Below are 25158 nucleotides of genomic sequence, written 5' to 3' on the forward strand. Positions count from 1 at the left end.
ACGATTAGGCTTATCACTCCAAATTTCTACACATCTTAACCAGAAGAGGCGCTTATTTAAAACTCACAGTTTTATAAAAAACAATAGAATGCACTACTGTAGGAAAGCTGAAAATATCAAAACCTATGGCAGATTACCACCAATATATACTATATTAACCTAATACATAAACCACATACTTCAATGGGTTAATTATGTATATAATTGTGCCAAAATGCTTGTTTTCTAGCATCCAAACCCACTCTATCTTTGCCGTGTTGAAACATCTTAATTAAATGTTTAAAAGCAAATTATAAATCAAAACCCAAGTTTTTTTAAGATTCAACATAACTCAAAAAAAGAAAAATTATGAAAACATTATTCAAAAACATTTTAGTATTCGCAGTGATGTTAGGAACATACACAAGCTACGCCAACACAACGTTAGAGGCTGTACCAAGTTTTAATGATGTAAAAAAAGGAAATTCAATTACCGTAACTGATGCTGAAGGTGCTATTGTATTTAGCGGATTAGTTAATTTTGATGGTGACATTAATACCTTATACGACTTCTCTCAGCTTCATGATGGTGTTTATGTTATTGAAATAAACAAAGCTTTTGAAATTGAAGTTAATACTGTTGAGATTAAAGACCACCAGGTTAGCTTTATTGACCAAAAAAGTGAAAAGATCTTTAAGCCTGTATTCAGAATTGAAAACGACCGTGTGATCATTTCAAAATTAGCCTTAAACACTAATGAAATGGAAGTACAACTTTATTTTGGAAACGAATTAATCCTTAATGAAACTGTTAATGGTGCTGAAATTATCAATAGAGTGTACAAACTTGATAAAAAGATCAAAGGTGATTATACTGCTGTGGTAAAATCTAACGACCGCCAATACGTTGAAACATTTAGATTATAGATTGTTGTTTACATATAAGTTTATATTCCAAAAAGTGGGCTCTTAAGAGCTCACTTTTTTTTATGCCTACATTTTAAGATCTCCAGATCAAAACGAACAAAGAAGCAATTAAACTATGATACGATGACCATGTATCACCACAGCTTAATAACAAATCTACGTTGTAGAACATTTTAGTCATTCCCTTTTTCTTCTTACGCTCTCATAGCGATTCCACAAATCGTATTCTGCTCTATCACTCGGCCTACCCAAAAGCTCTATTTATCCGTTTTTATTTTTCAATACATATAGAGACCAACCCCAAGGATTAAAGCCATTTTCTAATTCAAAGGAAGACTCCTACAAAATAGACCCTAAAAAGTTTAGGGTATCCGGAAAAAAAACTATGATTTTATAAAATTCAACCTTAAATAAAACCAGAAAAAAAGCTTGAAAATTCAAAACCTATGGCAGATTACCACTAATATATGCTAAATTAACCCTAAGAAAAACACCTAACAGGCATTCGGTTAATTTTGTATATAAATATGACAAAATCGTTGTTTTCAAACCTGAAGATGCCCTCTATCTTTGCCTATATATTTACATACCCTTATAGATAATGAAATTATTACTTAAAAACCTATTTATACTAGCTGTGATGTTCGGAACATTAACTAGCTACGCCAACGAAAATTTAGATGTTGTACCAACGTCTAACTATGTTAAAAAAGGAAACTTAATTTCTGTAGCTGATGCTACCGGAATGGTGATTTACAGCGGAACTGTTAATTATACAGGAGCACTAACTTCTCTTTTCAATTTTACACAATTAAAAGACGGTCAGTACACGGTAGAAATCACTAAAGACTTTGAAATCGAAATCAATACTATTGAAGTTAAAGATCACTTAGTGTCTTACTTAAACGCTAACAGAAAAGTCATTTTTAAGCCTGTAGTAAGAAAAGAGAATTCAAAAGTTTTAATTTCAAAATTAGATTTAGAATCAGATAGCATGGATGTTGAACTTTACTACGAAGGAGATTTAATTCTTTCTGAAACAGTAAAAGGAAGTAAGATTTTAAATCGTGTGTACCAATTAGACGAATCACTTAGAGGCAATTACACAGCCAGAATCGTGTCGAATGACAGAGTGTTCGTCGAGAATTTCAGAATATAGATTGTTGTTTATATTAGTTTATTTAGTTCAAAAAGTGGGTTGTAGAGAGCCCACTTTTTTTTGTTTAAAACAGTTTCAACTGCCCGTCTTTATAGGTTTCATGTAAAGCGGTATTTAACGGCGGCATCCCTTTATTCTTAAAGTATTTAAGCCGTGCCAACCTTACCATATCATTAATTTGCTGCGCTATTTGCCCTTCGCCATGCATTCGCTTCCCATATTCGCTTTCATTTAGCGTCCCACCATGACAACTTTCAATATGGTGTAATACTTTAGCCGCCCGATCGGGCATGGTTTTATGAATCCAATCCGTAAAAATTTCACCAATAGCACCGTTTAACCTTACTATAGTATGACTAATCCCTAAAGCCCCCGCGTCTGCCACCGCTTTTGCCATGGGCAATATCTCATGACTATTAATAGAAGGAATAATAGGAGCCAACATCACATTTACGGGAATCCCTTGATCACTTAAGGCTTTTACAACTTGAAGTCTTCGTTTAATAGTTGCTGTTCTTGGCTCTAAAACACGCCGTGTGGTTTCAGATAAAGACGTTATGGAGATATTTACCGCAATAAGATGATCTTCCGCTAAAGCTTTCAAGATTTCTATATCACGTAAAATTAAAGCGTTCTTAGTAATAATACCAACCGGATGTTTATACTTTAAAAACACTTCTAAACATTGCTTTGTAAGTTCAAATTGCTTCTCAGCAGGCTGATAACAATCGGTATTACCAGACATCACAATAGTTTGAGCCTTCCAACTTTTCTTTTTTAGATGGGTTTCTAATAGCTTGGGCGCCTCTTTTTTTACTAAAATCTTACGTTCAAAATCTAATCCCGCACTATAGCCCCAATATTCATGACTATTTCTTGCATAGCAATAAATACATCCATGCTCACAACCCTGGTACATATTCATAGAATAGGCCATCCCAACATCAGGACTCGTCACTTTATTTACAATGGTTTTAGGATGTACGTTAAGGTATTGGGTTTTATTCTTATCGGCAATCTCACCTTCCTTTTCGCAGAACTCTAGGAAGTCATCTCGCATGGTATGAGACAACTCAAAAAAACGATTGAGCGTGTTTTGTTGGGCACCACGGCCTTTTATGGGGTATTTAGCATTCATACCCTAAAATTACTATGAACTCGGGCTGAACGTGGCTACAGGTTGTAGTTATACCTAAAAATTAAAACTATCAACATTAAACAGACATGCCTATGATTCAATTACTAATAGAACTACAACTATTGCGCCTTTAATGGGCGCAATAATATTAACTGCCTCTATGATCAACTGAGAACATCAAAGACACCAGTATAACAGCTCATAAAGCCGCTAATAAGGTTTAGATTACACATTTCATAAGGACCAATGATTAATTTTGAAGAAAAGCATTCGCATTAAAGAAAGTCCCGTTTACAAATCTTACAAGTTATATTTAAATATTGCTCCTGCATTTAATATGCCTCCAGGGGAAATACTACTGTACGTTGAAACTATCCTAAGGCCATAGTGTAGTTTGCTTTTTAAACCAAATATAACCTGAACACCTAAATCAATTCCTAATCCATTATCATCTTCAAGACCTAGTTTCTTATCAAAATTAACGTAAGACAACCCAAAAATAGATTCAAACTTAGAAGTTTCAGATTTTCCAAAATCATAGTTTACTTGAAATGCATATTTGTCTAGTTTATACTCTAAGTCTAAATCCTTATTTTCCATAGTTGCATTGGATGCACTTAGAACCAAAGTTATATCAGAACTTAAGTTGTAACCTAACAAACCTTCAATGTTTAACCCCACATCTTTTTGCATAAACTGCTCACTTAGATCAAACCCTAATGTAAATTTAGATTGAGCGAACATAATAGAATTAAATAAAAAAAATGCAATAATAAATAATCTTGTTTTCATGGTTTTTAGTATTAATTGGTTATTTGCTTTTATATAAATCAGTTGGTTATTTAAAAAATCAAAATGTTTTTATTCTGGTTTCAGCAAACTTGTGAAAGCAGTTTACTTATAGCGACTTTTTCGGTTATATGTTAACGATCTACTTTTATCTAATAGCTAACCATACCTTCGTTTTCATTCAAAAAACCTATAGGTTGACACCCAAAATAGCTACATCAATTAAGTTGCAACCTATTGACAATGTAAATGTAACATAAAAAAAGGAGGTAGTATTACGGTAAAACCGCACTAAATGTTAATGTCAAATCACAGTGTAGCGAAATATATTTTTAAGACTTTCTATTTTAGTTTGAGTATTATCATAAGAACCCTACTAAAAGCCCGACCACTTTTCTATGAGCTTTGCGTTAGGCGAAAACCGCCAATATTTCGGTATGCCATACACTCTGCATCTAAGACAGTATTTCTGCATTTAGCAACATTACTTTAGTAATATTTTCAGAACCAGAAATTTGAACTTTTACAAAAAATTTCAATTACTTACTTGTTTGTTATCTACATAACCTCTTTCAATCAACTCTTTCTTAATTCCGTCAATATGGTTTCTACCATAAACAATAGCAATTTTACTATGTGTATTGTCATTTAATAAATATTCAACAACAAGGTTGTTTCTATAAGCAACCGCTACTTCATCATATTTTTGCTTATCCCTTTCTTTTTGATCACAATCAGTTTTTTCATAAATAGTATTACCATAGTCACAACTTTCTAAAACTAACTCTCCATACGTATTCTCATAATAATCTACAATTTGTCTTAAAGTCGCATCAACATTCACACTATTTTGTTCGTTTAAACCTAGCTGCTTATAATCTGGTTGATTAACAATTTCTTTCTTAAGTTTAGACCTTTGTCTTTTATTTAGTAATGAATCTAACAATGAGTTATACCCATTCTTTGAAAATGGAATTCCTCTTATTTTTCTTATTTTTCTCAATATTGTATCCTCTTTAAGACTTCCTTTAGTTTGTTCATAATAGAAATAATATCCTATTTTATTTAGGGAATCTATTTTATGTCTTACATCAGTATAAAACAACTCAGTACTCAAGTGAACCATAGGTATAAAAACAATCTCTTTATCTATACTAACTAGTTCACTGGCTACAACTCTTTCATCATATGCTCCTACCTTCTCAAGGGCTGTATTTATGAGAAAGCTTTTACAGCTCAAAAAAAGCAAAATAACAAGAGTAATACCCATAGTTTTAATTTTCATAAACAATATATTTTAAGTTAAAAACCACTATTAAAGGCTTGATCAAAAACGAATAATACCTAGCATCGTATCTGATACCATCTACAGCAGTTTCTACAGATACATGCTCCAAAACAATTATACTAACATTGTAAATGTAACAAGAGAAAAAGAGCTCGTATTACGGTAAATCCGTAATCTATGTTAAAGTTAAAAAATAGTTGAAATTAAAGTAGGCCGAGTTTGCGTACTTCTCTTAAGATATCTTCATCGTTACCTTTGGTAATACCTAAGACATCTTTTATAATAGATTTACGTTTTTCTACAGCACTTTGGGAAAGTGATAGATGCGTAGGTAGGTTTTTGGTCTTAATACCTTGGGCTAAAAGTTCGATGATTTTTCTATTGGTCCTATCTAAAAGTTCTTCCTTTGAGAGGAGTAGTTTTTTTGCCTTCTTTACGCTTTCAGAAAAGTAATAGTTTCCTTTTGTGATTTCCGAGAACGCTTCTAGTAGTTCTTCTCCATCTATATCACTTTTAACCAAAAGCCCTTGAGGGTTTACTTTTTTCAGCACATTATACAATACTATAGCTTCCGTATGTGAGGTAATAATTGCTATTCTTGTTTCTGGAAAATGACTTTTTATTAAACGTGCCACATCCACTCCGTTAAATAAATTTTGATCCTCATAAGGAGGAATGCTGTAGTCAATTATGGCTAGTGCAAAAGGATATTTGTTCTGTGCTGTTCTGATAACCCTATAGGCTTCTGTACAATTATGACATGCCGTAAAATTAAGAGACTCATTAACATCACTAAAAGATAAAATACTTTTGTAACCATCTATTTGGGTTGGATGGTCGTCAATAATCAATACTTCCATAAAATGGTTCTAAGGATAGATAGGTGTAAACCAAATATAAAAAAATTAATCAATACTTATCTTTGGATTCAACTTAAGCACTTTGAACAAAACACATTAAAACTATTTGGATATAAAAATCGAAAGCGTCGTGCCCATATTGCGTTGCGATTCTATTTTTAGTTCCGCTTTTATTTTACCAGCTCTGTCCTTCATGTTTTTTAGACCAATACCTTTTGGTTTGGTCGTATTAGAAAATCCTACACCATCATCTATAAGCTCAATAACAATATGGGTATCGGTTTGCGCCATCTTTACTATAACCGTATTGGCTTTAGCATGTTTTTTTATATTATGCAGTCCCTCTTGGAGTATACGATATACTTCGATTTTAGTAGCATTAGATACAACCTTCCAATCTATAAGCTCATCAAAATATAAATTGAGTTTTAATTTAGAGTCACCTGTAATATTTTCAAACAAACCCGAAATCATTTTTGTAAAATTCACTTGATCTGAAAATAAGTCTTCACTCAGATTATGAGAAATAGCTCGTATTTCTTTTTCTACATCATGTAAACTTTTTATATAAGGCAAACACTTTTCTACGGTATCAACATCTTTTCTTTTGTTAAGCACAAATAGATTCAAACGAATACCAGAAAGCTTTCCTAATATTCCATCATGCAACTCTTGAGACATTCGTTTTTTTTCAAAATGTTTCCCTTGCTCTATTTTAAATTGCTCTTCTAACATAAGATTGTACAAGCTCTCATTGGCCTCTAATTCCTTTTGAGCTAGAACTAATTCTTTGTTTTTTAATTTTCTGGCTCTATTAATGTAGACCATAACTGATATTACTATAATGAGTACACTTAATAGTGTTGCAACCCAAAATCCTTTATCGGCTTTGTCTCTTTGTTTTTCAGCAGATTGTTTTTCTTTTATTAAGTTCTCGGTATTAAACTCAATTAAAGCAAACTTTTCTTGTTGGTTACGCTCACTTAAAGTAATGCTATCTTGTAAAGTTAAATAGGTTTCGTACCACTGTTCTGCTTTTGTTAAACTATCGGTTTGCGCCATTAAATGTATGGCTTGTAATTCCTCTCCTAATTGTCCATTTTTTTTAGTGGTATGGTATGCCTTTTGTGCAAAATAAAAGGCCGAATCATTATTATTTATATCCTTATAATAATTAGCCAAAAGCAATTCTCCTGTACTACGTGAGGGCGAATCTATACTGTCGTGGACGCGCAGGGCTTTATTAAAAAGCGCCATCACCCCATTTTTATTTAACTTATGCCTATTATAGGCCCAATTCTCCAATAAATAAGCGTAATTAAAAGGGTTCTGCTTAGCAAGGACACCCAGGTTATCGGTTTGCTCATAATAGGTTTCAGCTTCCCTATATAACCCTTGATCCATTTTTAAAATGGCAATGTTAAGCAGCGACTGAGACTTTAATCTTAATTGATAGGTTTTTTGCTTTTCATTAAAATGGTCGGTTGATTTAAGTGCTCTATTATAGTAGTCAAAAGCTAAATCATATTTTTTGGTTTCAGAAAATAATTTACCTAAAGTATTATAAACTCCATATTTAGCCAAAAAATTATTATCATCATCAACTATTTTTAATGCTTCTACCGCATATTTTTCACTTTTTGTGTAATCTTTAACAGATTTTAAAATTAATGATAAGTTTGATAATGCACTTCTTTGAGTATTCTTATCTTTTGTCACTGGAAAATAAGTAGAAGCCTTATAGTTATAGTAAAAAGCACTATCTTTCTTATTTAATTTTAAAAAATTATCCCCGATATACATATAACTTCTAGCAATAATAAAAGTATCCTTAGCTTGGGTAGCTAATTTTAAAGCTATGAAAGCACTTTTATATTCTCCTTTTATATCGCTAATACTATAATATCTATTTGCAACTTTTAAATAATTTTTCCTTTTTGTAGAATCGTTTTTTCTTTTATTTAGATAACTCTCAATTTTATTGATAGCTGCTTCTCTTGTCTCAAGAGTTAAAAAATTATTATACGCCACTTTAAATAAATAATCCACCTCTTTGGGTAAAGGTGGTTCCTCGTTAGTATAAACCTCTTCTTTACAAGAAATAAAGAGGAACATAGTTAATAAGAAAAATAAATACTTTTTCATTCTCTAAAAATAAAGAAATAGAAATAACAGAGACCAATTACAACAAAACAATACTTTTTGTTAAAATAAGTGAGTCGAAATAAAAAACCTCTGCTAATTGACGTTATAGGTTTGTCAATTAACAGAGGTGAAATAAATTTAATTCGGTATAAAAATGCTATTTCCCAGGAAAATCTGCCTTACGTTTTTCTAAAAACGCCGTTGTTCCTTCTACAAAATCTTCCGTGCCAAAACAGTTTCCGAAGGCTTCAATTTCCACCTCAAAACCATTAATTCCAGCATCGTAATTTGCGTTTATCGCATGGATTGCTTCACCTATTGCTACAGACGAATTACGCATAATTTTACTCGCAATTTTTTCAGCTAAAGGCAATAATTCATCTTGAGGAACAACATGGTTAACTAACCCGTAACTTAAAGCTTTTTCAGCGTCGATCATCCCAGCCGTCATCACCATTTCCATCGCTCTTCCTTTACCGACTAACTGTGGTAAACGTTGTGTACCACCATACCCCGGAATCACACCTAATGAGGTTTCTGGCAAGCCCATTTTGGCATTATCACTAGCCACTCTAAAGTGTGCTGCCATCGCTAATTCTAAACCGCCTCCAAGTGCAAAACCATTAACGGCAGCAATAACAGGTGTGCTTAAATTGGCTACAAAATCGAATAAAAGCTCATGGCCCTTAGCTGCTAATTGTCCACCTTCTTCAACACTAAAATCGGCAAACTCACTAATATCTGCCCCAGCGACAAAGGCTTTTTCGCCACTTCCTGTGATGATAATCACTTTGGTATCTTCATCGGTATTGGCCGCATCAAAAGCTTCGTGTAGTTCTTGAATAGTCGCTTTATTTAAAGCATTTAATTTGTTAGGTCTGTTAATTGTAATGGTGGTAATTCCATTTGAATACTCTGATAAAATATTGTCGTAAGTCATAATAACGTATTTGTATTCCCCAAAAAGCGGGAATCTTATTAATTAAATTTAGTTATAAAATGAGGTCTAAACACCTTCCTATTCAAAATCTTGTCCTCATTACTTTAGTTTAAACATGGTTTAATGCTTCGGAAAAACAACCGTAAAAATAGTGCCTTTACCAAGTTGAGATGTAAAGGTAATACTTCCGTTATAAGTTTCTACAATGTTTTTCACCATCCCTAAACCTAAGCCCATACCACTAGACTTGGTTGTGAATTTAGGCTCAAAAATCTTAGATTTGGTCTCTTCTGAAATCCCTGACCCATTATCTTCTATGGTGATACTCACATTATCTTGCGTACTAAAAACACGCACTATAATCTTTGGCGCTTTTACCGTATCTGGAATTGCCTGTATACCATTCTTCACCAAATTAGTTACCACTCTAATAAGCTGTGTACGATCGAATTTCGCGATAATTTCTTCTGTTTCGGGATAAAACTCAATATAATCTTCATTAAAAATATCGAGGGCCATTTTTACAATCAGCACCACATTGAGCTCTTCGCTTTTTTGCGCAGGCATCTTAGCAAAGTTTGAAAATGCAGATGCAATAGAACTTAAGGTATCTATTTGCTGAATTAGGGTATCAGTATACTCTTTTAATTTCTGATGAATATTCTCATCTTCCGGATTAAATTTACGTTCAAAACTCTGAACGGTTAATCGCATAGGAGTCAGCGGGTTTTTAATTTCATGCGCCACCTGTTTAGCCATTTCTCGCCAGGCTTGCTCACGCTCATTGGTGGCCAATTTTACAGCACTCGCCTCTAATTGATCAATCATGCTATTATAAGAGTTGACTAAAGTTTCAATCTCTTCACTAGAGGCCTTTATTTCGATTTTTTTATTGCGTTTTTCTAAACGTGTTTCGCTCATTTTATCGCTAATGGTTTTTAGCGATTTGGTAATAAATTTAGAGATTAAATAAGCAAATATTATGGCTACAAATATTAACACCAAATATGCATAAGCCAAGCGTAATAAGAATTCTTTAAGCTCTTTATTGAAAAAGTCGTCATTCTCTAGATAGGGCAAGTTTAGAATGGCAATGTTTTTAAACTTTTCATCCATAATATAGGTATAGGAGGACTGAAAAGTATGCCCAGCCACCTTATTTTTTATCACATAACGATGTTCTAGGGTATTAGATAAAACATTGAGTATTTCCGGATCTAGACAACGCTCTTCAGGATCAACTTGCAAGGTCCGCTTAGAACTTTTTAACAACTGACCATCAAGATCATATAATTTAATTTGAAGATTATGGATGGCATCAATTTCAAAAATTTCATCTTTAAAAATTAATGGAATATTTTCTGTGGTGACCGGATAGGTGGTTTCCCTCAGGACAAAGCCAATACTTTGCTGTATGGCTCTCTCTTTACGTTGTAGGCGTTCTTCATGATAATCTTTAGCTTCTTCCCTGTATTGGTAAATAGTAACCGCAGCAATTAAGCCTGAAGCTAACAGCACCAAAAGAATCATATTGATAATAATTCGGGTTCTTAAGGATAAACGTTTAATCATTCTGATACTACCGGTTTAAAGCTATTGCTGTGCTAATTTTAATTACAAGTTTTAAAGATAGCAATAATCAATCCAAAATAGAACCCCAAGAACCTTCAGTTTAAAATTAGGGTATTACGTCCTTAAAACATATTTGGCGCTTCAGAAAAAGTTAAGCATCTGGATTTTTAGAACGTATATTTTTATAAAGCTTAAACCCAAGCATTAGCAATAAAGCCAACACAAATAAGCCAATCACGCCAAAAATCCAATTCACGGCACTTTTAAGGATGACAAGGAAAACCACGGCAAAGAGAATAAAGGTTGCCCCCTCATTCCATATTCGCATATAACTAGAAGTCACTTTAACCTCATCATTCTGAAGTTGTATAAAATAGCGATGGGTTTTGTAATGGTAAATAAATAAGAGTAGTACAAAGAGTAATTTTACATGCATCCAACTTTGTTGCAACCAAACCGGACTCAAAACCAATAATAGAATTGCAAATAGGGTTGCTAAAATTGCTGAAGGCCATGTAATAATATACCATAAGCGCTTCGCCATAAGCTTTAGCTGTTTGCCTAAAATTTCCTTTTCTGGCGACGGTTTTTCCGAAGCTTCTATTTGATATACAAACAATCTAGGAATGTAAAACAACCCGGCGAACCAAGTAATTACAAAAATAAGATGAAATGATTTTAGGTAATTATAGTAATCCATCATACAATACAATTAGACGGTTTTAGGAATGAGATTCTTCCGGATTTCCCGATTTAAAAAATAACCTGTCACTAGTGTTGAAAGCACATCGGCAATAGGAAATGACACCCAAACGCCGAGTTCCCCATAAAACTGGGGTAAAATTAATATTAAAGGAATAAAGAAAAACCCTTGCCGAGTTAAAGTAAGGAACAAGGCCGGTTTTGCTTTTCCGATAGCCTGAAAATAAGCGGCACCAATAAGCTGTAACGCAATAATAGGTGTGGCTGCAAAGACCCAACGCATGGCCATAGGCGTTTCATTAAGCACCTCAACATCTGAGGTAAAAACTCTAGTAATAGCCTCTGGAAATAACATTAACAGTACAAAGATAAAACTCGCTAAAATGGCGGCATACTTTATAGCAATATTAATGCTCTTACGGACGCGGTCAAAATTTTCAGCACCGTAATTAAAACCGGCTATAGGCAGAAAACCTTGGGTAACGCCCAATACCGGAAATAAAGCAAACATAAGCATACGCCCTACAATAGCATACGCCGTTACCGAACTGGCGCCACCTAAATTGAATAAAATATTATTCATAAACAGATACGTCACGCTCACCACGGCCTGCCTTGCTAAGGTTACAAAACCTAAGGCCGCAATCTCTCTAACAATAGGCCTATCGAGGCCTAAATGTGCAAAACTAATTTTAAGCTCCGATTGCTTAGAACTAAAAAACCAAAGCATATACCCAAAAGAACAACCATAAGACAAGGTTGTTGCCCATGCTGCTCCCGCCATGCCGTAATCTAAAAGGTTGATAAAGACATAGTCTAAAAGCAGATTCCCTACGGAAGGAATCATCATGGCATACATGGCAAATTTGGGTTTCCCTTCGGCTCTAATAACATTGTTTCCAAGCATAGAAAAAGCCAACATCGGAATGCCATAAAGCACAATTTTATAATACACCTTTGCGGGTTCAAAAATGGCGCCTTTTCCTCCAAAAAGTAAAATTATATAATCCACATAATAGAGGCCTAAGGCTACAATACTAGTGGTTAAGAGTAAGACTAAGGTAATTTGATTCCCGAAGGTTTTTAAAGCTTTCTCATAATGAGAAGCCCCTAAAGCTCTAGAAATAATAGAGGCTCCTCCAATTCCCACACTCATTCCTAAGGCGGCAATAAAAAAGGAGACAGGAAGTACAATATTGATGGCGGCAATGGCAATAGCTCCAATCCATTGACCTACAAAAACCGTATCCACTAAAACATTAAGCGACATTACCAACACCCCAATCGATGCTGGTACTGCCTGCTTTATCAGTAATTTCCCAATAGGTTCATTACCTAATGCTTCTGACGATACTTTGGCCATTAAACGGTTTTTGTTTCAGGTGTCGCCCATTCTTTTACAATACTGCTCAGCACCTCAGCAAAATCATCACGTTCATTAAGACAAGGAATCACAGTAAATTCTTTTCCTCCCATTTCGTGGAAGATTTCTTCGCCTTCCATGGCAATTTCTTCTAAAGTCTCTAAACAGTCACTAACAAATGCCGGAGTTACAATGGCCATTTTTTTAATGCCCTCTTTCCCCATTCTTTCAATAGTACGGTCTGTGTATGGTTTTAACCAAGGATCAAAACCAAGTCTTGATTGAAAGGTTGTAGAATACGTTCCGTTCTTTAAGCCTAACTTTTTAGCCACGTTAACTGTGGTGATTTCACATTGATGACGGTAACAAAACTCATGTTGTTTGCTTCCTTTTTTGAAACAACATTTTCCATTCATTTTACAGTTCCCATTAGTAATATCACTTTTACGGATATGGCGCTCAGGCACCCCGTGATAACTGAAAAGAATATGTTCGTAATCAAGATCATTCAACACTTCTCCGATACTCTTTGAAAGCACATTGATATAATCTTCACGTTTATAAAAGGCTGGTGTACGCGTAATGGTAACTCCCGGAAAATGCTCAGCCACTAACTCATCAACTTTAACATCAATCGTTTCTGTTGTTGCCATAGCAAACTGAGGATACAATGGTATGGTCTTAATTTCGGTACAGCCTTGATCTACTAATTCTTGAAGTCCTTTTTTTATAGTCATACTACCATAGCGCATGGCCAAAGCCACAGGGTAATCTACCTTTTGCTGCACTTTTTCTTGCAAACGCTCTGAAAGCACAATTAAAGGCGAACCCTCTTCCCACCATATTTTTTGGTAGGCGGCTGCCGAGGCTTTAGGCCTAGTATTTAAAATAATACCCTTTACCAATAGGGTTCTTGCCACAACAGGTAAATCAATAACCCGCTCGTCCATTAAAAATTCTCCCAGATATTTCTTCACATCTTTAGGATTTGGACTGTCTGGCGAGCCCAAATTGACTAATAATATTCCTTTTGCCATAGTTTTCTTTTTCCGTTACAAAAATACACTCTTAATATAATACTTTCTAATGGTTGGTATTGCTTTTATTTATCCTGCTATCTTCAAAATTTTTGTTAACTTTTAAGCTATCCATAAAAAAATGAATAGATTTAATCGCTATATAAGTTAGCGTTCACCAAATTCTACCTCACAAGGTATTGTATTTAGATTGCGTGACGCCTGCCACTTAAATTATATTATGAAAAACATCACATTTATATTTCTAGCGCTCAGTTCTGTTTTCGGTTTTGCACAACAGCAATACCAAAGTTTACTTTGGGAAATTACAGGAAACGGTTTAGAACAGCCTTCTTACCTCTACGGGACGATGCACGTGAGTAAAAAAGTAGCCTTTAGACTCGATGATGTTTTTTATAAAGCCTTAGCCCAAAGTGATTGTATTGCCTTAGAGTCTGACCCTACCACATGGCCCGGCTTTAACTACAATATTATGCTCAGCCAAATGGCCGCTTATAACGATTATAATGATGATTTTTATACCAATGCCTTTAAATTAACCCATCCTGAAGAAATGGCCATCCGTGGTGCTGTACGTATGGATAACAATGCTGTAAACGCTTATTTATACCGCAAAAACACCGCCTCAGATAATTTTGAAGAAGAAACTTATTTGGACATGTTTATTTTTCAGGCCGGAAAAAAGAACAACAAAAAAATATATGCCTTAGAAGATTTAGAAGAATCACGATACCTTACTACTAAAGCGGCTTATAACGCTAATAAAAAAGAGTTAGAGCCTTGGATTCAGAAACTTTACGCCAAAGAAAATCCCTATTTAATTCAGGAAAACTTATACCGTGACCGAAACTTAGATCTCTTAGATTCTATTGGTGCCGGAGTAAACACGCCGTTTTTTAGAAAAAACATGCTTTATATCCGTAATGAAAATATGGTGGTCGCTTTAGAAAAATTAATGCCTACAAAATCTGTTTTTGCTGGTGTTGGCGCCGCTCACCTTCCAGGAGAAAAGGGCATGATTAACCTTTTACAACAACAAGGCTATACGGTAAAAGCACTAACCTCGGAGCAAACCAACTATAGCAAATTAGAAAAGACCAAATTAGATAGTCTTTTTATTGCCCCAGACCTCCACCCTCATAGCACTCCCGATGGTTTTTTAAGCCTTAATACTTATGATGAATTAAGGGAATTCTCCTATGGAGGTCAAAAATATTATCTGGATCCAGACATGACTAATGGGGCTTATTTAACCGTGAATAGAATAAGCCGATTTCAGTATTTACCCAACGAAAAATCTAACATTACTTTAGACGCCATAGACCGTTTATTATATGAAGATATCCCTGGAGACATCATTAAAAAGGAAGCGCTAACCACACCGTATCCTGGTATAAGCATCGTGAATAAAACGAAGAAAGGCGAATTTCAGAAATACCATATTTACCAAACGCCTTTAGAAATTATTATCATAAAATTTGCAGGTCGCAGCGACTTTGTTCTTAAACACGAAGGTGCCATTTTTAACAGCTTAGCATTAAAAACACCTTCAGACAACATGCAAACCTTTACGGCTCCGCAGCAAAAGTTTCAAGTGCGTTTTCCTGAATATTACATTTCTAGTAACCTCCATAATTTTGGTAAAAAATTAATTGAAGGCTATAAGGATGATGCGTATTATTTTCTGGAAGAAGTAGTACTCAATGACCTCTCTTATATTGAAGAAGATAGTTTTGAGGCTAAATACTTCCATCATGCATTATATAAAAATTATAAATTAAAAGAAGCTAAAGGTGGTTTTAAAGCTGGCGATTACAAAACTTATGAATCCTATGCCATTTTAGATCCCAATACCAACAAAAAGCTCCACCTTAAAACCATAGTTAAAGACGGTAGTTATTATTTATTAGGCTATGTAGGTAGCAATGAGGCCGACAAATCAGCTTATTTTAAATCTTTTAAATTCGACAAAACCACCTACAAAAATTTTGAAAAGGTCACAGATACCACTTTGCATTTCACTGTTAAAACCGTAGGCAAAGCCCCTTTACCTAATCCGTATAATTACAACTATAACGGCAATGGGAGCGCCAAGGCTTATGAGCAAACGGTAAATGAAACTGTCTATACCACGGATGCCAATGAACAGATTACGATCTCTAGAACCAAATTTCATGATCTGCAAATGTTTCATAATGTAGATAGTCTTTGGAAAAATTTAGAACAGAAAATCAATCAGAATTCAACCTATTACAATACCGGTAAGACCTTTAATATTGGAAATCGTTCCACTTCAAAAACCGAATCTACCTATACGCATAAATTTACCTATTCCGATTCGGCTAGTGCCAAACAAGTATGGGTTAAAAACGTTTTAAAAGAAGGGGTTCTTTATGAATTAAAGACGCTAGTTGATTCTATAAGTGGACCTTCTACATTTGTAACTGAGTTTTATGAATCTTTTGCACCGCAAGACACACTTTTAGGACAAAACATATTAAAGGATAAGACACCTTTATTTTTTGAAGCCTTGAAAGCCAACGACAGTATTGTTTTAGAAGCCTATGATTTGGTGAAATTTAAAAAACACAATAGCAAAGATCTTATTTCTGTTTTAAAGACCTTTCCGTTTGACAAAAATCAGCTCAATATAAAATCGCATTTGGTAGAGCAACTTATTAAGATCGATTTAAAAAACAATTTAGACTTTATTGAACAACTGTATCTCGATAGTTACTCCGATCCCCAGACGCAAAGCTCTATATTAGAAGGGCTGCTAGATTCTAATAAAAAAGCCTCTTATAAAATTGCTTTAGATCTTATGGAGCGCGATTTACCATTAGAAAGTGTAAGCAGTATGTTTTACAACTACAGGGGGAAAGATTCTTTAGCACTTAAAGCTTCATTATTCCCAGAAATCTTGGAATACTCTACCATAGAAGAATACAAACAACCTTTATATATTTTGCTTGCCAAGGTGAAAGATAGTGGCTTAGTGAAACTAAAAACCTATAAAAAATACAAGAATCAGTTGCTTAACAACGCTAAAATGGAAATAAAGCGCACCTTAGGAAACAGTAATAATTATGGTTACAATTCATATTCTCATAATTTAGCTACCTATGTTCGATTAATTTTCCCCTACAGAAGAGAACGTAAGGCCCAGGATTTCTTCGAAAAACTACTCAATGTAGAAGACAGCAATGCCCTTGTAAAGTACTACGTCTTATTAACTAAAGAAAACGAAGCCATTCCGCAGCAATTAAAAGAAAAGTTGGTTAAAGATGAAGACAATCAATACCGATTATTAGAAGAATTAGATGACGCCAAACTTTTAAATACAATCAAACCTATTGGCATTAACCAACAACAATTTGCCAAATCTAAACTTTTGTCGGAGGCCAATTATGTAAAAGAAAAAGACTCTATTGCATTTCTTTTTAAGCGCAACTTTATAACCGATAAAGGTAAAAATGCCGAAATCTATTTCTTTAAAATCGACAAAGATGATGAGTATTCTGGTAAAACAGAGGCCTTGCATTACATCTCTTTTATTAAGCCTAAAAATCCAAATCAATTGGTTGTAGATTACTATTCGAAATCCGAAAATTATGGAACCTTGGTAGACAAAACCAAAGAAATAGAAGAACAGTATGCCGAAATTATGAATTTAACCATCTATAAAGACCGAAAACGTGTTACAGCGAGTAATAATGATGGGTATTATGATTATTAGAAATTTATGACGATGCCGTAATATACTTCTTAGGCGTCGTCCCATATTTCTTTTTAAAAGCCGCTATAAAATGACTCCCGGTACTATAACCCACGCGTAAACCCACTTCGTTTACATTATATTCCCCAGACTCCAATAGTTTACGGGCCACTTCCATTTTGTAATCAAATAGAAAACTAAAAACGGAGTCGCCATAAATCTGCTTAAAGCCTTCTTTTAACTTTTTAAGACTTAAATCAATCTCATCGGCGAGCTCTTGTAGGGTTGGTGGCTCTGCCATATTAGCAATAATAATATCTTTTGCTTTTTTTAGTTTCGCCACATTAACCTCATCCACCAAAAACGGACATTGTTCAATATCGGCATCTTCACTTCTATTAAAAAACAAACTCAACAACTCATAGGCTTTGCCCTTAAAATAGAGGGGCTTAATAGAATTATTAAGATTAAAACTAATCAACTGGTTAAGCACTACCGCCATGGAAGGCGAAATCTTACCATCCTTATAATACTTTTTATCCTTATTATCATCCATTAAAAAGGTGACGTAATTGGTATCTTCAGAAAACAAGCCGTGAAATTTCTTAATAGAAATCACAATAGACACTAACCAAGAATGAGGCTGTAACTCTAAATGAATAGGCAAATCGCGCTCCGGATTATAGAGCAGCAAGGAAGTCTCTTCATTAATATTTAAAGTATATCGCCCTTCATTAAAGACAAAAGCAGCCATACCCTTAGTACAAAAATGAAATTGAATGTAACGACTATCTATCTTGCGTTCAAGAATTTCTACGGTATCGTGCTCATTTTTATGGGCTAAAATGAAAAATCCTTCCTCTAAAAAGGTTTCATCAAAAGTACCTTTAGCGTTACTTTCTGAATTTGCATTTTCTAAATTCATTTCCGTATTATTTAGATTAGTTCTAAACAAAAGGCTTAAAACCTCTTTATTTTAAACAAAAGTATGATTTTTATCATGTTTTCGTTAAAAACAACGCTAAAAAACCCGAAACGACACTTAAAGTTCTTCTAGCGTTGTTTTTTTTAAAATATCGAAATTACATTTGCGCCGTTACTTTCCGAAGTCAGGTAAACGAGCGAACGTCACACATGCATAACAAAAGCAAATATTTTTACGCTATAGGTCTCAGCTATAAAAAAGCTGATGCGGAAGTGCGTGGTCATTTTAGCCTCAGCGATACCGCTAAGGAGAACATATTAGTGCAAGCCAAAGAAAACGGTATTGAAAGCCTATTGGTTATTTCTACATGTAATCGTACAGAAATGTATGGCTTTGCAGAACATCCTTACCAACTTATTCAACTCTTATGTGATAACACAAAAGGGACAGTTGAAGAGTTTCAAGAGGTGGCCTACGTACACAAAAACAAAGACGCTATTAACCACATGTTTCGTGTTGGTTCTGGTTTAGACAGCCAAATTTTAGGCGATTTTGAAATTATCTTTCAACTTAAAGCAGGTGCAAGAGCCTCTAAAAAACACCAACTTTTAAATTCCTTTACAGAACGTTTAGTGAATTCGGTAATTAGAGCGAGCAAACGTATTAAGAACGAAACGCAGTTATCCTCTGGTGCAACCTCGGTATCTTTTGCCTCGGTGCAGTACATTATGAATAATGTAGAACAAATTTCTAAAAAGAATATTCTACTCTTCGGTACAGGAAAAATAGGTCGTAATACTTGTGAGAATTTAGTAAAACACACTAAAAACCCACACATTACCCTAATTAATAGAACAAAAGATAAAGCCGAAGAAGTTGCCGGGAAATTTAATCTTATTGTTAAAGATTACGATAACTTAGCTGAAGAATTAAACGCTTCAGACATTGCAATTGTTGCTACAGGAGCGCATAGCCCTACCGTGTATAAAGATTTAATTTCTACTAAAAAGCCATTACTCGTTCTCGATTTATCGATTCCTAAAAATGTTAATGAAGACATTAGAGAACTCGATAATATTACGCTAGTCCATTTAGATGATTTAGCAAAAATCACGGACGATACTTTAGAGAAGCGTAAAACGTTTATTCCTGAAGCGGAAGCTATTATACTAGAAATTACAGCCGAATTTAATGCTTGGTTAGACACCTTAAAATTTGTCCCAACCATTCAGGCTATAAAACATAAGTTGACCCATTTTAAAAATACGGAGCTCAACAACCAGCGTAAAAAATTAACGGACTTCAATGAAGACCAAGCCGAATTGATCAGTAATAACATTATTCAAAAAATTACCAATCAGTTTGCGCACCACCTTAGAGAAGACAGTGACTCTTCTGATGAAAGCATAGAGCTCATCAAAAAAATATTCCAGTTAGAAACTACAGATAATGTCTAAAATTATTCGCATTGGCACACGCGACAGCCAGCTCGCTATGTGGCAAGCAAAAACCGTTCAATCACAACTTGAAAGATTAGGCCATAAAACCGTTCTTGTCCCTATAAAATCTACAGGAGATTTAGTCCTCGATAAACCTTTATACGAAATGGGGATTACGGGTGTTTTTACTAAAACTCTAGATGTTGCTATGCTTAACGGCAGTATTGACATCGCGGTTCACTCCCTAAAAGATGTGCCAACGATTTTACCAAAAGGCATTGTACAAGCCGCAGTTTTAAAACGTGGTAATGTGAATGACACTTTAGTTTTTAAACACAACGAAGAATTTTTATCTGCAAGAGAGGCAATTGTGGCTACCGGAAGTTTAAGACGCCGTGCCCAATGGCTTAACCGCTACCCTACCCACACTATTGTTGGCTTACGCGGTAACGTAAACTCACGCTTAGAAAAATTAGAGCAAAACGAAGATTGGGATGCTGCTATTTTTGCTGGCGCGGGCTTAGGACGTTTAAATTTAACGCCTGAAAACTCCATTAACTTACATTGGATGATTCCTGCTCCTGCTCAAGGGGCGGTTATGGTTACAGCCCTAGAAGCTGATGAAGAAACCTGTGCGATTTGTGCTGAAATTAATCACGAAGAAACCCAAATATGTACCACAATTGAGCGTGAATTTTTAAATCGTCTTGAAGGCGGTTGTACAGCTCCAATTGGTGCATTAGCCTATATTAAAGACGAAGAAGTCAACTTCAAAGCCATTCTTTTAAGTACAGATGGCTCTAAGAAAATTGAAGTGGCTAAAGTGGTGCCTTTAGGAAAACATGATGAATTAGCTGAATTCTGTGCCGATTATATCATTGGTAAAGGCGGTAAGGTTTTAATTGACGCGCTTACACAAGGCGATAAAATCACCAATATCTACTCCACAAAAAAATTAACCAACGATCAAGTTGCCAATTTCCATGAGGCGGTTGTACCTCAGAGTAGCGATGCTATTAAGATTAATCCTAACCGATTATCTAAAAGCATCATTCGTAACGAAATAGAAAATGTAATTATTACGAGTCAGAATGCGGTTGAAGCCTTATTAACTAATTTCTCGGCTACTGAATTACAATTCAAAAATATTTATTGCGTAGGCCGTAAAACCAAACGTATGGTTGAAAAACGTATTGGCAAAGTAAAACACTACGAACAATACGCTAAAGACTTAGCCAATTACTTGGTAGAATATATTGATGGTACTGAAGTTACCTATTTCTGTAGTAATCTAAGATTAGATACACTTCCAGATCTTTTAACTGAAAATAACATCAAGGTTAATGAAGTGGAAGCTTACCAAACCAAGTTTGATGCTGAAAAAATTGAGGCCGATTTAGATGGTGTTATGTTCTACAGCCCTTCTACAGTACAAAGTTTCTTAAAGCAAAATAAAGCCAAAGGGATTGCCTTTTGTATCGGAGAAACAACCGCTAAGGAAGCCCGTAAGTATTATGAAGATGTACGTGTTGCCAAAGTGCCTTTAGTAGAAAGTGTTGTTGCTTTGGTAAACGCCTATTACAGCGCCTAGTATTCCACACCCCTTTTTAATTTAAAGGGGCTTAAAACAAACCATTGGGATTTAAATGTCAAAGCTAGAAAGACAATCCGTGCTCAACTACATTTATCGGTTTTTCGATATTATTGTATTGTTCTTTATTGTCTTCGATTTAGGTTTTGACCATACCGATAACTTTACAACACCGCATGTCTTCGGCTTAATTGTACTCTCCGTATTATTAATCGTTTTTAATGCGGTTAAGCTTTCGGTTTACAAGTACAAAAAAAACCAAAGAGTAGCCCTGGTAAACATTGTTATCCTCTCGCTGCTACTCCTAGCCTCTACTTTTGTGGGGCTTACCCACCTTAATAACGATTATCATTTTGTATTTCAAAAAATAAAACCGATTTTAGAATCCGGACTCGTTCTCTACTTTCTTCTGCGGCTTCTAGTTTTTGTACGCTACATTTATGAGGTCTATTTTAATCCTGCCATTGTATTTGTAGGAAGCTTTTTTATCCTCGCCATTTTAGGAGCTTTCTTATTAATGCTTCCCAGTGCCACAAGCCATGGCATAAGCTTTACCAACGCTTTATTTACCGCTACAAGTTCGGTTTGCGTTACTGGCTTAGCCGTCTTAGACACCAGTAAAGATTTTACCATTATAGGGCAATCCATTATTCTTGTTTTAATACAATTAGGCGGATTGGGTATTCTTACCTTCACCTCATTTTTCGCCTTTTTCTTTAGAGGAAGTTCTTCTTTTAAAGAAGGCCTTAATACCCGCGATTTTATTGCACAAGATGGATTAAAAGATGTGTTTCGTGCCGCCTTAAATGTGGTGATTTTCACCATCTCCTTAGAGCTTATTGGTGCCATCATTATTTATTCAACCATTATAGAAAATAGTATTATTAAGGATAAGATTTTCTTCTCTATTTTTCACTCTATCTCTGCCTTTTGTAACGCTGGGTTTTCAATATTACCCTCTGGATTGTTTGAAGAAAGCATTCGCTTTAATTATAGTTTTCAATGGATTATAATGCTACTCATTATCTTTGGCGGACTTGGGCATAATATTATTTTTAACTACTATAAGAAAATAAAAATTTTCTTCCTTGAATTGTTTGATCCTGAAGGGGTACACAAACGCGTAAGCATCATCACGCTAAATACCAAAATTGTCATCTTTACCACTATAATTTTACTGCTTGCAGGTTGGCTAGTCTTCTTTATTTCAGAATACAACAACACCATGTTAGAGCATACCACACTTATAGGCAAGCTTACTAACGCGGCCTTTAATTCGGTTAGCCCTAGAACCGCAGGGTTCAATGTTATTGACTATAGCCAAATGACTGTTCCGTCCTTGCTTTTTGTTATTTTTTTAATGTGGATTGGAGCCTCACCCGCCTCTACCGGTGGTGGTATAAAAACAAGTACCTTTGCATTAGCGACGTTAAATATTTTTTCGGTAGCTAGAGGAAAAACGCGAATAGAGATTTTTGGTAAACGGATCTCCTCACAATCAACCTCTAGAGCCTTTGCTATTTTAAGTATTTCACTTATAGTTATAGGTATTGCTATTATGGCTTTATTAGTTTTTGAACCGAAAAACACCCCGATATTAAATGTTGTTTTTGAGTGTTTTTCGGCTTATAGTACAGTAGGATTAAGTTTAAATTTTACACCAACACTCACAGAAGCGAGTAAATATGTTATTATTATCATCATGTTTATTGGCCGTATAGGAATGCTCAACTTAATGATTGGTTTATTAAAACAAATCAACCATCAGTTTTACGAGTACCCTAAAGAGAATATTTTAATTAACTAAGGTCGTTTTACAAGGCATAATTTTTATACAGATGAAAGTAATTGTTATTGGACTCGGAAATTTTGGAAATGCATTGGCACTAAGTCTTACAGAAACAGGCAACGAAGTCATTGCAATAGACCGAGACATGGAAAAAATCAACTTATTAAAGGATTTAGTGTCCCATACCATTTGTATGGACTCTACCAATGAGTTAGCCTATGATGCGGTTCCTTTAAATGATGCCGACAAAGTTGTTGTGGCTATTGGTGAAAACGAAGGCGCAGCCATTATTACCACCGCGATTATTAAAAAATTGAGCGATGTAAAGATCATTAGCCGTGCTATATCACCTATTCACGATACCGTTTTAGAAGCCATGGGCGTCAACAGCATCATTCACCCAGAACAAGATTCTGCAAGACGACTCACACAGCAAATCAACTTTAAATCGACGTTAGAAAACTATCAGTTAGATAATAATTTCACGATTTCTGAAGTAAAAGCTAAAAAGGATTTTTTCAATAAATCTTTAAAAGAACTCGATACCACAAACAAATACAAACTCACACTAATTACTATTATACGAGAGCGAGAAACGCATAATTTAATTGGTAAAAAACGAATAATAAAAGAAAGTATAGGTCGTATAAATTCGGAAACCGTAGTTTTAGAACATGACACTTTAGTTGTTTACGGAAACAACAAAGACATAGAGAATTATTGTGCCGGACAAGAAGAATACGATTTAAGATATAAAAATATATAATATGATTAAGAACGATTTATTTTTAAGAGCATTAAAAGGTGAAACTGTAGAGCGTCCGCCCGTTTGGATGATGCGCCAAGCAGGACGTTATTTACCTGAGTTTATGGAAATCAAAGCCAAATACGATTTCTTTACACGCTGCCAAACACCAGAATTAGCGAGTGAAATTACCGTACAACCAATTCGTCGTTACGGTATGGATGCTGCCATTTTGTTTTCAGATATCTTAGTCATTCCACAAGCTATGAATATTGAGGTTCAAATGAAACCTAATTTTGGCCCTTATTTACCAAATCCTATTCGTTCTCAAAAAGACGTCGATAATGTTATTGTTCCCGATGTAAAAGACGCTTTAGACTATGTTTACCAAGCTATAAAAGCCACTAAAGAAAAACTAAACGACGAGATTCCGTTAATTGGTTTCGCTGGTTCGCCTTGGACTATTCTTTGTTACTGTGTACAAGGTCAAGGTTCTAAAAACTTTGATAAAGCAAAAGAGTTTTGTTTTACAAATCCTATTGCGGCACATGGCTTATTGCAAAAAATTACAGACACGACCATTGCTTACTTAAAAGAAAAAGTAAAAGCAGGTTGTAATGCAGTGCAAGTTTTTGACTCTTGGGGTGGTATGTTATCGCCAGTAGATTATCAAGAATTCTCTTGGCAATATATCCAACAAATCATCGATGCTTTAAAAGACGACGCACCAGTAATCGCTTTTGGAAAAGGCTGTTGGTTTGCTTTAGATACCATGGCAAAATCGGGGGCTTCTGCTTTAGGGGTTGATTGGACCTGCTCTGCTAGAAACGCACGTTATTTAACCGGAGGCAATATCACCCTTCAAGGTAATTTTGATCCTACGCGATTATTTTCGCCACCTGCAGAAATCAAAAAGATGGTGACTCAGATGATTAACGACTTCGGAAAAGATAAGTATATCGTTAATCTTGGTCATGGTATTCTACCTAACATTCCATTAGACCATGCTAAGGCATTTATAGATGCTGTAAAAGAGTACCAAAGCCCGTCATAAG

19 protein-coding genes are annotated in these 25158 nt (G+C 34.9%); 8 read left to right on the plus strand and 11 right to left on the minus strand.

The window, feature by feature from the left end:
* The first annotated feature begins 348 nt into the window (after positions 1-348).
* Together ACFQ13_RS13395 and ACFQ13_RS13400 are read left to right on the plus strand one after the other, a co-directional pair.
* A complete protein-coding gene (locus ACFQ13_RS13395; protein ID WP_386118170.1) occupies positions 349-906 on the plus strand; it encodes a hypothetical protein in 558 nt (185 codons plus the stop codon).
* Between the two features lie 601 nt (positions 907-1507).
* Positions 1508-2065 carry a hypothetical protein gene (locus tag ACFQ13_RS13400; RefSeq protein ID WP_386118172.1) on the plus strand — a complete coding sequence of 186 codons (558 nt, stop codon included), beginning with the start codon at positions 1508-1510 and terminating at the stop codon, positions 2063-2065.
* Between the two features lie 64 nt (positions 2066-2129).
* Here the strand turns inward: ACFQ13_RS13400 and ACFQ13_RS13405 are convergent, their stop codons facing one another.
* From ACFQ13_RS13405 to hemH, 10 genes are all read right to left on the minus strand, one after another.
* Entirely contained in the window at positions 2130-3203 is a 1074-nt protein-coding gene (locus ACFQ13_RS13405) for a PA0069 family radical SAM protein (RefSeq protein ID WP_386118175.1), read from the minus strand.
* A gap of 300 nt (positions 3204-3503) precedes the next feature.
* A complete protein-coding gene (locus tag ACFQ13_RS13410) occupies positions 3504-3995 on the minus strand; it encodes a hypothetical protein (RefSeq protein ID WP_386118177.1) in 492 nt (163 codons plus the stop codon).
* A 532-nt stretch (positions 3996-4527) separates the two neighbouring features.
* Entirely contained in the window at positions 4528-5277 is a 750-nt protein-coding gene (locus ACFQ13_RS13415) for a hypothetical protein (protein WP_386118179.1), read from the minus strand.
* 206 nt (positions 5278-5483) lie between these two features.
* Positions 5484-6140: a response regulator gene (locus tag ACFQ13_RS13420; RefSeq protein ID WP_386118182.1), complete on the minus strand. Its 657-nt coding sequence runs from the start codon at positions 6138-6140 to the stop codon at positions 5484-5486.
* A gap of 102 nt (positions 6141-6242) precedes the next feature.
* Positions 6243-8285, minus strand: coding sequence for a tetratricopeptide repeat-containing sensor histidine kinase (locus ACFQ13_RS13425; protein ID WP_386118183.1), 2043 nt, complete (start codon positions 8283-8285; stop codon positions 6243-6245).
* A gap of 157 nt (positions 8286-8442) precedes the next feature.
* On the minus strand, positions 8443-9225 hold the full coding sequence (locus tag ACFQ13_RS13430; RefSeq protein WP_386118186.1) for an enoyl-CoA hydratase/isomerase family protein: 783 nt from the start codon (positions 9223-9225) through the stop codon (positions 8443-8445).
* A gap of 120 nt (positions 9226-9345) precedes the next feature.
* Positions 9346-10755 carry a sensor histidine kinase gene (locus tag ACFQ13_RS13435; RefSeq protein WP_386119456.1) on the minus strand — a complete coding sequence of 470 codons (1410 nt, stop codon included), beginning with the start codon at positions 10753-10755 and terminating at the stop codon, positions 9346-9348.
* 193 nt (positions 10756-10948) lie between these two features.
* On the minus strand, positions 10949-11500 hold the full coding sequence (locus ACFQ13_RS13440) for a CopD family protein (protein WP_386118188.1): 552 nt from the start codon (positions 11498-11500) through the stop codon (positions 10949-10951).
* Positions 11501-11509: 9 nt separating this feature from the next.
* Complete coding sequence (locus tag ACFQ13_RS13445) at positions 11510-12862, minus strand: MATE family efflux transporter (protein ID WP_386118191.1); 1353 nt, start codon at positions 12860-12862, stop codon at positions 11510-11512.
* Complete coding sequence (gene hemH / locus ACFQ13_RS13450; protein WP_386118194.1) at positions 12862-13899, minus strand: ferrochelatase; 1038 nt, start codon at positions 13897-13899, stop codon at positions 12862-12864. The genes ACFQ13_RS13445 and hemH overlap by 1 nt, the downstream gene beginning before the upstream one ends.
* Before the next feature lie 220 nt (positions 13900-14119).
* Here hemH and ACFQ13_RS13455 point away from each other — a divergent pair, with 220 nt between their 5' ends.
* Positions 14120-17635: a TraB/GumN family protein gene (locus ACFQ13_RS13455; protein WP_386118197.1), complete on the plus strand. Its 3516-nt coding sequence runs from the start codon at positions 14120-14122 to the stop codon at positions 17633-17635.
* A 4-nt stretch (positions 17636-17639) separates the two neighbouring features.
* Here ACFQ13_RS13455 and ACFQ13_RS13460 read toward each other — a convergent pair whose 3' ends face one another.
* On the minus strand, positions 17640-18539 hold the full coding sequence (locus tag ACFQ13_RS13460; RefSeq protein WP_386118200.1) for a helix-turn-helix transcriptional regulator: 900 nt from the start codon (positions 18537-18539) through the stop codon (positions 17640-17642).
* A gap of 209 nt (positions 18540-18748) precedes the next feature.
* Here ACFQ13_RS13460 and hemA point away from each other — a divergent pair, with 209 nt between their 5' ends.
* From hemA to hemE, 5 genes are read left to right on the plus strand one after another with little or no spacing between them, the layout of a single operon-like run.
* Positions 18749-19996: a glutamyl-tRNA reductase gene (gene hemA / locus ACFQ13_RS13465; RefSeq protein WP_386118203.1), complete on the plus strand. Its 1248-nt coding sequence runs from the start codon at positions 18749-18751 to the stop codon at positions 19994-19996.
* The gene (gene hemC, locus ACFQ13_RS13470) at positions 19989-21569 is read left to right on the plus strand and encodes a hydroxymethylbilane synthase (RefSeq protein WP_386118205.1); all 1581 of its coding nucleotides are present in this window, start codon (positions 19989-19991) and stop codon (positions 21567-21569) included. The genes hemA and hemC overlap by 8 nt, the downstream gene beginning before the upstream one ends.
* Before the next feature lie 55 nt (positions 21570-21624).
* Positions 21625-23376: a TrkH family potassium uptake protein gene (locus tag ACFQ13_RS13475; protein ID WP_386118207.1), complete on the plus strand. Its 1752-nt coding sequence runs from the start codon at positions 21625-21627 to the stop codon at positions 23374-23376.
* Between the two features lie 31 nt (positions 23377-23407).
* Positions 23408-24124 carry a potassium channel family protein gene (locus ACFQ13_RS13480; protein ID WP_114308009.1) on the plus strand — a complete coding sequence of 239 codons (717 nt, stop codon included), beginning with the start codon at positions 23408-23410 and terminating at the stop codon, positions 24122-24124.
* A gap of 1 nt (position 24125) precedes the next feature.
* Positions 24126-25157, plus strand: a complete 1032-nt coding sequence (gene hemE, locus ACFQ13_RS13485; RefSeq protein ID WP_386118210.1) for a uroporphyrinogen decarboxylase — start codon at positions 24126-24128, stop codon at positions 25155-25157.
* Position 25158: the final 1 nt, after the last annotated feature.

The sequence above is a fragment of the Winogradskyella rapida genome, assembly GCF_042675845.1.
Lineage (GTDB): Bacteria > Bacteroidota > Bacteroidia > Flavobacteriales > Flavobacteriaceae > Winogradskyella > Winogradskyella rapida.